This is a genomic window from Mycobacterium sp. SM1 (assembly GCF_018361265.1).
Lineage (GTDB): Bacteria > Actinomycetota > Actinomycetes > Mycobacteriales > Mycobacteriaceae > Mycobacterium.
In genome coordinates this window covers 753,297-763,688 of sequence record NZ_JAFLNH010000003.1, presented here as the reverse complement: position 1 = coordinate 763,688, position 10,392 = coordinate 753,297, and the positions used below count along the sequence as shown (strand labels likewise).

Genomic DNA, 10,392 nt, shown 5'->3' with positions numbered 1-10,392 from the left:
GTGTTCGTCGAGTAGTTCGTCAACGACGGCGACGATGTTGGCGGGTGTTTTGCGTTGCTCTCCAACGGGTTTGGGGGCGGGCAGGGTGAGCGTGGTGTCGGTGCCGCCGGAGAAGCGGACGTGCGCGGTGATGGTGTCGCTGTCGCGGTGGATGGTGACGTCGGTGAGGAGCAGCCGGGCGATGCGTTTGCGTTCCCGGGTGGGGGTGTGCGGGTCGTTCCAGATTGCGGGCAGGTCGGTGACCAGCTGGCCGATGCGGGCGCGTTGGGCGTCGGTGAGCTGCCCGGGGTGCTGCTGGCGGGCCTTGTCGTAGGCCTGTTGGGTGTCGCCTAGTTCGCGCAGGGCGGTGTTCCAGTCGGCTTCGAGGCTGTCGGCGACGAGCCGGTTGGCGGGGTCGACGGCCAGGTAGCGGCGCCGGGCCAGGTCGGCGCGGTAGCGGGCGCGTTCGACGTGGGCGGCGCGGATGCGGTCGGCGTCGGCGGAGCGGTTGTTCGAGTTCGGCCGACACGGTGAGGGCTGCCTCTACAGCCAGCGGGGTCAGGGTGTCGCACAGCAGCTGTCCGATGCGCCGGTCGAGGTCAGCGCCGAAGATGTTGGCGCAGATCCGTTTTGCGTTCTCGATCCCGTCGCGTTGACACACGTAGTGGGCAATGGCTGACCGCGGCGAATGGTTGTAGCGCACCGTCATCCGTTTGCCGCACCGGCCGCAGATGATGATCCCTTGCAGCAGGCAGGTCCTCCCGAGGTGGCCCGCCGGCGCGGTCGCGGCCGTGCGCGGCGCATTGGCGGCCAACCGGGCGCGGTTGGCGTCGTACTGGTCTAGGGTGATGTAGCCGGGGTGGGCGTCGGGAATGAACGAGATCCACTCCTCGCGCGGCAAAAGGGTGGACGACCATTTTCCGCTGGGCAGTTTGTGATGGCGGTAGCGGCCGTAGGTGAACGCACCGGCGTAGCGGGGATTGTGCAGCACCCGCAGCACGGTGTGATGCCCCAACGGCTTCCAGTCCAGTTCGTCCTTGCGGGACCCTTGAGATGGCGCCACGGGAACAACAGGTCGGCCTCACGGAACGCCTTGACGCAGGCCGAGGCGGATCCGGTGGCGGCAAACGTGTCGAAACAGGTGGCGCAGCGCGTGCTGCACCGCGGTGTCGGGGTCGAGCACGACTGGCCGACGGCGTCGTGGACCAGCCCGACCGGCAGCGGCATGACGAGCTCGCCGCGGCGGGCCTTGGATAGCCACCCCGCCACGCAATCTTGCCTTGATGAAATGCAGTTCGGCCTCCGACATCTGGCCTTTCATGCCGAGCAACAGCCGGTCGTTGAACTGGCGGGGGTCATAGAGGCCGTCCTCGTCGCAGATCAGGGTGCCGGTCATGGCGCAGAGCTCGAGCAGTTGGTGCCAGTCGGCGGAGTTACGGGCCAGCCGCGAGCATTCCAGGCCGAGCACGATCCCGGCCCGGCCCAGCGACACCTCGGCGACCAGGTGCTGAAAGCCCTCGCGGTCGGCGGAGCTGGCGCCGGAGTGGCCTTGGTCGATGTCGATCACGCTGATCTGATCATCGGCCCAGCCCAGCGCGATGGCCCGGCTGCGCAGGTCGTATTGGCGGTGCGCGGATTCGGCGTTGTGGATGACCTGCTTGAGGGTGGATTGGCGGACATACAACAGCGCTGGTTTTGGCCAGCTGAGCAGCGCTCACCTTGGAGGCGGCGGTATCGGTGAACACGGGCATGCTCCTTCCCGCCGAACACGGCGGTCATGGGGAGTGGGACGTTGCGGGTGCCGACGATCGGGGTGGGTTAGGTGCCGGCGAGCACAACAGCGGCGAGGGCATCGACGAGCTCGGCGGAGATCGGGGCCGACACCGCCGCGCCGACTGGGGCCGCCGTCGCGATCGGGGCCGGTCGGGTATCGGGGTGAGGTCGGTCAGGGCGCGACGCCAGGCTGTCACGCCCTGGCGGGTGAGCACGGCGAAGCCCAGCGGGAACGCCTCGGCACGCGCGTGCAGGGCGGCGTGACGCAGCTGTTCGTAGCAGGCGTCCAGCCCACCACCGGGAACAGCGTGATCCTGGCCGGCATCCGAGCAGGTGCTCGGTTCAGCAGTCGCGGGGCCAGGCGAGGGTCTCGGGGACAGCGGCGGGGTGTCCTCCCTCCTGGGCTCGTGAGCGGATGAGTCAGCGACTTTTGGACTGCTGATCCCGGTAGCGGGCCAGCGCGCGCTCGATCGAGCGGGGGTGCACGCGCGCGCCGAAGCGGGCCGCGATCGGCTCCACCAGATCCGCCGACCGCAGACTCGGGTCGGTGGACAGCTGTTGGTCGGCGAACGCACACACCTCGTCGGTGAGCTTGTGTCCCCGGCGCGGTCCGGGCTTGCCGGGCACCAGCCCGTCCAGCCCTTGCTCGTCGAGCGTGGCGGCCGCCTCGTAGTAGGAGGGACGGGAATACCCGAACGCCTCGGCGGTCGCGGTGACCGAGTCGCCGTCCACCCGCACCCGCCGCACCATCTCGTATTTGACCTGCACCGCGTCGCGGGCGTCGAAGAACTCCTGCGAACGGAACGCCTCGTCGGTCACATCCTCGGGATGCGGGTTGAGGCAGCGCGCCTCCCGCAACGCTGCTACCTTCGGGTCCTCGCTCGCGCCTCGTCGGCCCATATCGCCTCCCAATCACCCAAACTGTTAGATGGATTATGCCGTTAAAGTATAGGGGTGAGGTGTTGACACGCCGCAGATAGCCGCGTGATCCGCGGGAATACTGGCGGATAGAGCCGAGTGACACGCCGACTGTGGGTAAGATCGTCAGTAATTCCGGCGTAATCTGGTTGACAGTCACGGCGTAATCTTCCTGACAGCCCGGTCCCGATCAGGCTGGGACCGCAGTCGGTCGATCAGATCCGCGAGGGCCAGCAGCCCCGCCGTGGTGAACGGGCAGCGGCCCTCGGCGACCACCACAAACGGATCGACCGGTGCCGCATCGGTCCAGCCAGTCAGAACCGAGAACAACTCCCCGTTCTCGTCATGCAGGTAGACCCGGTCCTCACCCCAGTTCTGCCGGTGAACGACGAACTCGTACTCCCGGCCATACAGCGGATGGAACCGGTGCGTGACCCGCACTTTGCGGTGCCGATCGTCGGGATTGGATGTAGTTGACGACGTGGTCCAAGCCGCACATTGAGCGCGTGTTCGCCGCAATCAATAGCGGCTTCACCCAGTACCTGGCCGGCTACGCCGGACCCAACGTGGTGCGGCGCGGTAAATCTCCTGAGCAGGAAGCGTTTTGGACACTCGCCGAGGTTCAGAACCTGCTCGACTTGTGGATCGTCGCGGTGTGGCAGAACAAGCCGCATCCCGGGCTGCGCCATCCTGCGATGCCGAAGAAGGATCTGACCCCCAACGAGGCCTATGCGGCGCTGGCTGGCGTGGCTCCCACCACACATGTGGCGCTGGGCCGTGACGACTACATCGGGTTGTTGCCGGTGACGTGGCGCAGCATCCAGCCGTACGGGATCAACTTCGAGGGGCTGCACTATGACAGCCCCGAGCTGCATCCGCTGCGCGGCGTGACCAGCGGACTTCCAGAACCCGCGCGTGGACGTTGGGAGATCCGCTATGACCCCTGTCGGCTGCAATCGGTTTTCCTCTGGGATCACAAACAGGGCAGGTGGATTGAGGCCGAATGGACGCTCGCCAGGCGCGCGCTGGCACCGTTTTCGCTGGATGTGCTGCGCGCTGCCCGCAAGGCTGTGGATCGCCGTGACGAGACTGCCCCAGCCGTCGATGTGCTTGCTGAAATCAACCGCATCCAAACCAGCGGCGCGAATACGACGCGAGAACGCAAGGCAGCCAAGCGCGATAGCGTGAACACCCCGGTCGTGCCGCCGTTGCAGATCGTCGCCGACGCCGCCGAGGACATCGATGAGATCGGCACCGGTCTGTCGAGCGCCGCCAGCCAACCTCGACAGCGCCGAGCCGCCAGACGCATCGACATCGACGAGGAGCAATAACCGCGAATGGCGGTCCCGGATTCACTGACCTCCTGGCGAGAGTTCGTCGACCGGCAGCCCGTCGAACCGCGGCGCATGATGATGAAGCAGATCAGCAGCCTCTCCCCCGACGAGAAAGCCGCCTATGACCAGGAGCGGTTCGCGTGGTTGGCCGCTGACGTGGTGCTCGAAACACATGACACCGCGGCACTGACGCGCCAGACCAGGATCATCATGGCCCGAAACATGGCCAAGACCGCGACCGCGCGCCGCGGCTTGGCGATGTCGGGATCTTCCGGGCTGGGGAAATCAACCGCGGCGCTGCTCATCGGCAAGCGCCACGAGAAGGCGATGCGCAAGAAGACTGGCCGGCACGATGACAACAGCTATGCCCCGGTCGTCTATGCGGTGGTCCCGCCCGGCACCACCCCGAAGATGATGATGATGCTCGCCTTTGCGAACTTCCTGGGCCTTGTCAGCTCGAATAGGGCCACCGCCCAGGATCTGACGGAACGGGTCGTCGGCGTTATGCGCCACCTCGGCACGTCGCTCGTCATCTGCGACGAGATCCATAACCTGCGTACCAATCATCAGGCAGGCAGCGAAGCCGCGTCGGCCCTAAAAGTGTTCTCTGAACGGCTTGACGCAACCTTTCTATACGCCGGGATCGACCTGCTCCAAAGCGATCTGCTGTCCGGCCACATGGGGCGTCAGATCAAGGGCCGCATCACCATTCACGAAATGCGCCCCTACACTAACGGGACGCGCGCACAGCGCGATGCATGGGAAGAACTCGTCCTGGGCATCGAAAACCTGCTGCCTCTCGGCCGCCACCCCGAAGGGTCGCTGGCCTCGCTGACCAGCTACCTCTACGACCGAACCGGTGGGTCCATCGGATCGCTGCGTGCGCTGCTCAGCGATGCCGCCATCGCCACCATCCTCGACGGCGCGGAAAAGGTCGACCGCAAGCTGCTCGACACGATTCCGACCGATCACGCAGCCGAGGAATTCCGCACCCGCACACCAGTCAAGCAAGATGGGGCGCCAACACCGTTGCGCAGAGCCGAATGAGGCTGCAGCCGTTGCCGGTCCCCACTCGGGTCTACGGCGGGGAGGGCGTCGTTTCCTACAGTCACCGCCACGCGACACACAACCACAGCCAACCCGGCGAAATCGAAACCGGCCTGCGCGAGCGGCATCCGCCTGGGTAAATCGCCCAAAGGAGGTTCCGCACCCGAACGATTGGAAGTCTGGCGACAACTCGGCAACCTGCACCCGAGCGCGTTCACGGCGCCCACCAAGATCAACGGCGATCCCGTCACCGACCGGCGCCTGTGCCTGCAGTGCACCCAGGGCAACGCAGCCATCGGGCGGCTGCCCCACGCGGGACTTGTTTATCTGCAGCACAAGCGATGGATCGGCAGCTCACCCCAGGTCGACCTGCACACGTATGTTGCCGCGCTCACAGCCGAACGACACTTCCGAAACCACCTCGCCGCCCGCGGGGTCCTGTTCGACTCCTTCGCAATGGAACTCGGCAAGGTATGCGCTAACTCGGTCTTCATGGGCATCCAGGAAATTGAGCGACGCCGGCAACAAACCGGCATCGACACCGTCGCCAGCTCGTCTACCCAGAACAAGTGAAGTTCGCCCGGATGCTCACCAGCCCCCCGTTTCTCGAGTACGTCACCGGCCCCGCGCGCGACGCCCACCACCGCCGCGCCCGGATCACACGCGAAGCCGCGAAAATCCTGCCTGTATGGGACGATTCGGAGTCCTGGCGCGTAACCGAACGGATCTGGGATGTCGCGCGACGGCTCACTCAGCTGCGACGCGAGTCCCTCCTGTGGGGTGCGCCAGTCCGCGACGCCCATTACAACCTGCTCCGATTCATCGACCTACCGGACCTTGTGATCGATGACAGGTGGGACGACTACGGCATCCGGCCTGCCCCGTACGGGCGCTGCGACCACGCGATCGCCGACGACAGGCCAGCGTGAATCGGTCAGCGCGCGTTTCGCCCAGGACGACCTCTTCTGTTGTCTACAGACTTGGTCGGCATGGGATCTCTTACGGTTCCCCCGGCCGCCAGCACCCATCTAGCCTTCGGGATTTGGTTGCGCCGACTGGGCTGCTGGGTCAGCCTCAATCGCCGTGAGTTTTCGTGTGGCTGCCTCAAGTTCGTCGAGTGCAATAGTCAGACGGCGGCCCAGCTCCTCAAACTTCTCAACATCGTTCTCAGAATGCGCTGCCAACATCGGCTCATTCCAGTTATGTGCAATGGTACGGACTTTTGTCAACGCCGCCTCGATCTCGGGATCTGTCGTTAGCAAGAGCGCGCGAATCACCAACTGTTCCAGCTTGTCTGAGTGCTCAATATGTAGTTGCCTTACATCTAACACCTGTCGGCTTCGCTCGGCGGGCGAAAGGGTGTTTGCGCCGATCTCCATGCGATGCTGAACCGTCGCGTCGAACAGCTTCCGCTGAGAGTCGAGCGTCGTCGGTCGTTCGGCGAGGATCGCGGCGACTTCAACGCGCAACTGGTCTGCCCGCGCTGCGGCACGGTCTGCCTTGGCTTCCTGGTCTTTCGCCGCAAGCTCTCTCGTCTGTCGCTTGAAGGCCGCAAGGTTTGTGCGCCAGAGGGTGATCATCGCACCGCCGAACAACAGCGCCGAGCCGCAGAACGCGAGCACCGGCGCGAGCCACACCCCGACCGACGGCTGTCCGCCGCTTACGACAATGTTGATCACGGGTTACTTTCTCCGGCGCTGGCGCTTCGTCATCCGCTTCGGCTGCGGTCTCTGGCCGTGCCTCTCGGCTCGGTTGCCTGTGATGGTCGGCGGAAAGAGCTTGCGGTATCCCTCGGTGTTCATGCCGGTCTCATCCTCGTACCATGTCTTGAATTCCTCCGCGGCGGTGAGGTATTCGTTCTTCTCCTTGGCATAGCGCTTATTTATCGCTTCCACAAACCAATTGAAAAAGGCGGCGGCGGTGTTGACGTAGCTCGAGATCGCCGGCCCTAGGTCAAAATGCTCGTCCTTCGCCCGTAGATATGCCTTCGCTGGGGCGGTCCATTTCTTCCACCTCAATAAGGCATCCGTGTCGAGGGTGAGCTTGTTGACTAATACTGTTGGTCGCCCCCGCCCGCCCGACAATGTTGTGCTGATACCCGGCAAGGGAACTGAGCGATGTGTGCAGTAGTTGCGCAGTTCGGTCATGAACTCCGCTGCACCGGTCTCGAGCGTGGCCCTTCGATGCTCCGTGTATTCACCTGTCTCGAACTCGGAGTTTTCACCCCAGCGATGGCGCATCACAACGCGTTGCGCCTCGATCAGCGAATAGATCGACGTGAGGTAGTTGTGCAAGTAGCGCACAAGTTCATTCTCAAAGTCGTCGGAGATCTCGCGAGCGAATGTACAGCCTTGAATGAATTTTGCCGCGTGATTCGACAGTTCCTCGGCGTTCCTGTACATGATATGCCCGGATCTACCAAGGGCTTCCAGGTCAACCTTCAGTTGGAAACCGGGCATGGCCATAAGCTCTGCTTTACGCTTGTCGATGTCGATACTTAGTGGATTCGTCCAGCTCGCGCCATCTGTCGGTTCGGTGTCGTCTTTTTGGGTCACGCGGCTAGCCCCGTCTCGCTCTGCGGCGCTGCGCGGGTGGCACATAGATCCTTTTGAGGTCGTCGCCAACGCTGTCGCCATGGGCACCGAGTGCCACTAGATAACTTGCTACGAAGGCGTACGGGTAGCCCGCTTCGAGAAGCACGTCAATTGGCGGGAAGTAGTGTGCCGCGAAGTACTGCTCTCGGTCACGGCTGTAACCGTTGTACCCGGCGGTGTGCAGCTCTGCGAGGGCCGCGTGGACATCGTCGGGCACGCCAACGGTCGGCTCGCCGGTCGTGAGGTCAACCGCGTTCGTCGCCGCAGCCCATCCAGCAACCTCACCTTCTGCGAACTCGATGACGCCGAGCACTTGGCTTTCGGCGGCTGCGACAGCGCGCCCCAATTGGCGAAGGTCGGGCCGATAAGCCAGCACAGGCCCGCCGCGGTTCACGTGCGGGCTGCGGGAGCTGCCGACGTTGCCCGCCGCGCCGAATGCCCGAATGGCGGCACTGGCGTACCTCAAGTCACGTTGTTGGGGAATGAACAGCACTCGCCTGGCGTACTCGGCGTTATCGGTGTTCGCGGCGATCCACTGCACCATCTGCCGGTCGTCTGCGGTCATCGGCTGCCACGCAGCCAACGCTGGCCGTGGTGTCAGGTCATCGTTAGTCACCTCTCCATGGTTCCATCAGGCACCGACACGGCACGGCTAGGCGCGCCGACGGCCTGGGCTCGCGGGCATTTGCTGCGGTGCCCCGGGCAATCACTGCCCCGTAGGGTTGCGCAACGAGTGCTAAGGGAACTCAGCGCAGCGGCGGCAGGCATCCGACTGGGGCACAGCATCTGTTCACATAGCGACGCTGTAGCAGGCCACCAGCGGCGGGTTTTAAGAATGGGCGGTGGGCAGCGCGGTTGCGGGCCACAGTGGCGTGGTACTTCGCGGAGTCGTCGATACGGACGCTAGCGACAGAGAATGCTCGACGCTCGTTTCGCACCGGGGCCTTGCCATCAATTGCTAGCGTCATCTCGACCTGTCAGTGCTCGCGGCAGATTGGGGTCGTGTCAACATGGAATTGCCCGATCGGCGTCCGCCCACAAACTACCAAGCGTTCGAGACGCTGTCCGATCTGCACCTGCGCAAGATTTCTAGCCGGCTGCGGCTCGCGGAATGGGAAACGGCGCGCGACATGCTCCGGGACCTCTACACGCGTGACCATTCCTCCAAAGGTTCGGCTGAGTGCGCCAAACGTATCGAATACCTGAGGGTGGCCGAGCCTGTGCCGATGATCGAGGACTTCTACCCGGGCGATGCACCACCGCTCACGACAGCGAAGTGCGCGTTGACTCTCGAGCTGGTGCAGCGCCAATTCGAAACCAGCCTCGCGGGTTATCTGACGCGCGAGGAGGTGCGGAAGAAGGACCTCGAATGGGCCCTGAATCTGATGGAGGATCAGAAGGCGGCCGAGGCGGCCCGAAGGCGGACGTCCAGAATATCCGGTGACAAGCAAAGCGAGCCAGGAGTATTCGCGGGATTCGTGTCGGTGCTGGTTCAGCGCAAAAACGCAGTACAGCATCTGGTCGACGAGCATCGCCGTCCCCACACACGTCCCTCAGGCCGTATGGTCACCGATGCCCGTGACCTTGAACGCCTCGTCAACGAGGTGAACAACGAAGTCATCCGTCTGGCTGAGTGTCTGGACTGCTATATGCGGTCGGCGCCGTTTCAACGGCTGTTCGGCGATCGCGATGACTATGACGAGCCAACCCCTCGCGATGTCACTGCAGCTGCGGAAGCCGTAATCGACTTCTACAAGGCGAATCTGCTTCTCGCGCGCACAGTCCGAGGAGTCACGGCACGTGCGGATCTCGTCGAAATCATCGACGATATAGCGCATTTGGTTGACCGACCACTGGAGGGTGTTGATCGGTGGATCACCAAGATCGTCGGCTTCGCCGCGATACTACCCACACTTGAGCAGAGCAGTTCCACGGATCAGCGGGAAAGACACGAGCTGTCACTGGACCTCCGGTTTGATGACGTCTTGCTGGACCGCATCCGCAGGCGACTCGACGCGGTCCCCGGCCCGTTGTCTGATGCGGCCTACATACGAAAATGGGAGCGCGAGTTCAAGAAGAGCGACGTCGCTATCCGCAAGGGCGGGGACGTCTCGCTCGGAAAGCATGAATTACGGGTCGCGTTGGGTTTCGTAGTGGGAACCGCTCTATTCTGCACGAGCTGGGCCTCCGCGGGGTTAACCGCCACAATGCATGCCGCTTTGGCGGTGGGCGCTGCGTGGATAGTCCTCAGCTTCATAGCCTGGCTATGCCGGTAGCGGTACGCCTTGGGTAGGCCTCGATTCGCCTCCGGACGCCGCGTTGATGCCGGATCTTGTTGGCGCGGTGATAAGCACAGTGGCGGGATCGGTTCCTCGGGACGACGTCGCGCGGGCTGATCCGTAAGCTGCACGGGAGAACGATCACCGTACTCGGGTGCTGTTGAGCGGCGCTCAGCTTGGGGATCGCCGCGTCACGCTTGGTGAGGACGAGCAGTCGGGTCGTGTGTGGCGTCATGGTGAACACGAGCAGGGTCCGTCGAGAAACCGAGGCTGCCCAGTGTGGGTTCGGTCGTCATTGTGACGGGTGGCCAGCCGAGGGGGGATCCGCTAGCGCAGATCAGATTCGAAACCGTTTGTCACCAACACGATTTGGCCCCTTCCGCGGCGATCACGTGATAGACCACGCTGGTGCCTGACCTCGTGTAGGAGGTGAGCCCAAACGCACTTGGACGTCGTTTTCGCAACCCA

The 10,392-nt window shown here is 63.8% G+C and carries 13 protein-coding genes and 1 pseudogene; 7 read left to right on the top strand and 7 right to left on the bottom strand.

The window, feature by feature from the left end:
• Window positions 1-54: 54 nt before the first annotated feature.
• Together MSM1_RS22030 and MSM1_RS22025 are read left to right on the top strand one after the other, a co-directional pair.
• Complete coding sequence (locus MSM1_RS22030) at window positions 55-333, top strand: hypothetical protein (RefSeq protein WP_236056796.1); 279 nt, start codon at window positions 55-57, stop codon at window positions 331-333.
• Window positions 334-463: 130 nt separating this feature from the next.
• Entirely contained in the window at window positions 464-658 is a 195-nt protein-coding gene (locus MSM1_RS22025) for a hypothetical protein (protein ID WP_236056794.1), read from the top strand.
• A gap of 12 nt (window positions 659-670) precedes the next feature.
• Here the strand turns inward: MSM1_RS22025 and MSM1_RS22020 are convergent.
• The 4 genes and pseudogenes from MSM1_RS22020 to MSM1_RS16425 form a co-directional block, all read right to left on the bottom strand.
• Window positions 671-970: pseudogene (locus tag MSM1_RS22020) on the bottom strand (recombinase family protein); the annotation flags it as partial.
• Between the two features lie 90 nt (window positions 971-1,060).
• Complete coding sequence (locus MSM1_RS16435) at window positions 1,061-1,663, bottom strand: recombinase family protein (protein WP_236056465.1); 603 nt, start codon at window positions 1,661-1,663, stop codon at window positions 1,061-1,063.
• Window positions 1,664-2,172: 509 nt separating this feature from the next.
• The gene (locus tag MSM1_RS16430) at window positions 2,173-2,652 is read right to left on the bottom strand and encodes a helix-turn-helix domain containing protein (RefSeq protein WP_213439687.1); all 480 of its coding nucleotides are present in this window, start codon (window positions 2,650-2,652) and stop codon (window positions 2,173-2,175) included.
• Window positions 2,653-2,826: 174 nt separating this feature from the next.
• Window positions 2,827-3,111: a DUF5372 family protein gene (locus tag MSM1_RS16425; RefSeq protein WP_213439686.1), complete on the bottom strand. Its 285-nt coding sequence runs from the start codon at window positions 3,109-3,111 to the stop codon at window positions 2,827-2,829.
• A gap of 65 nt (window positions 3,112-3,176) precedes the next feature.
• On the opposite strand from MSM1_RS16425, the gene MSM1_RS16420 reads away from it, so the two are divergent.
• The 4 genes from MSM1_RS16420 (at window position 3,177) to MSM1_RS16405 (ending at window position 5,980) form a co-directional block, all read left to right on the top strand.
• Window positions 3,177-4,001, top strand: a complete 825-nt coding sequence (locus MSM1_RS16420) for a Mu transposase C-terminal domain-containing protein (protein WP_307857416.1) — start codon at window positions 3,177-3,179, stop codon at window positions 3,999-4,001.
• A gap of 147 nt (window positions 4,002-4,148) precedes the next feature.
• On the top strand, window positions 4,149-5,051 hold the full coding sequence (locus MSM1_RS16415) for a TniB family NTP-binding protein (RefSeq protein WP_236056463.1): 903 nt from the start codon (window positions 4,149-4,151) through the stop codon (window positions 5,049-5,051).
• 171 nt (window positions 5,052-5,222) lie between these two features.
• Window positions 5,223-5,624 carry a hypothetical protein gene (locus tag MSM1_RS16410; protein ID WP_213444389.1) on the top strand — a complete coding sequence of 134 codons (402 nt, stop codon included), beginning with the start codon at window positions 5,223-5,225 and terminating at the stop codon, window positions 5,622-5,624.
• Window positions 5,621-5,980, top strand: coding sequence for a hypothetical protein (locus tag MSM1_RS16405; RefSeq protein ID WP_213444387.1), 360 nt, complete (start codon window positions 5,621-5,623; stop codon window positions 5,978-5,980). The genes MSM1_RS16410 and MSM1_RS16405 overlap by 4 nt, the downstream gene beginning before the upstream one ends.
• A gap of 99 nt (window positions 5,981-6,079) precedes the next feature.
• Here the strand turns inward: MSM1_RS16405 and MSM1_RS16400 are convergent, their stop codons facing one another.
• The 3 genes from MSM1_RS16400 to MSM1_RS16390 are packed head-to-tail and all read right to left on the bottom strand — an operon-like array spanning window position 6,080 to window position 8,261.
• Entirely contained in the window at window positions 6,080-6,730 is a 651-nt protein-coding gene (locus tag MSM1_RS16400) for a hypothetical protein (protein ID WP_213444385.1), read from the bottom strand.
• A gap of 3 nt (window positions 6,731-6,733) precedes the next feature.
• Window positions 6,734-7,606 carry a hypothetical protein gene (locus MSM1_RS16395; RefSeq protein ID WP_307857415.1) on the bottom strand — a complete coding sequence of 291 codons (873 nt, stop codon included), beginning with the start codon at window positions 7,604-7,606 and terminating at the stop codon, window positions 6,734-6,736.
• Between the two features lie 4 nt (window positions 7,607-7,610).
• Window positions 7,611-8,261 (bottom strand): hypothetical protein, encoded by a 651-nt coding sequence (locus MSM1_RS16390; protein WP_213444383.1) that lies wholly within the window; start codon window positions 8,259-8,261, stop codon window positions 7,611-7,613.
• Between the two features lie 394 nt (window positions 8,262-8,655).
• On the opposite strand from MSM1_RS16390, the gene MSM1_RS16385 reads away from it, so the two are divergent.
• Window positions 8,656-9,921 carry a hypothetical protein gene (locus MSM1_RS16385; protein WP_213444381.1) on the top strand — a complete coding sequence of 422 codons (1,266 nt, stop codon included), beginning with the start codon at window positions 8,656-8,658 and terminating at the stop codon, window positions 9,919-9,921.
• Window positions 9,922-10,392: the final 471 nt, after the last annotated feature.

What these genes read in the sequence shown, in the direction of transcription:
- MSM1_RS22025 (WP_236056794.1), top strand. Translation starts at nt 464, where the DNA reads ATGCGGTCGGCGTCGGCGGAGCGGTTGTTCGAGTTCGGCCGACACGGT.
- MSM1_RS16430 (WP_213439687.1), bottom strand. Translation starts at nt 2,652, where the DNA reads ATGGGCCGACGAGGCGCGAGCGAGGACCCGAAGGTAGCAGCGTTGCGG.
- MSM1_RS16385 (WP_213444381.1), top strand. Translation starts at nt 8,656, where the DNA reads ATGGAATTGCCCGATCGGCGTCCGCCCACAAACTACCAAGCGTTCGAG.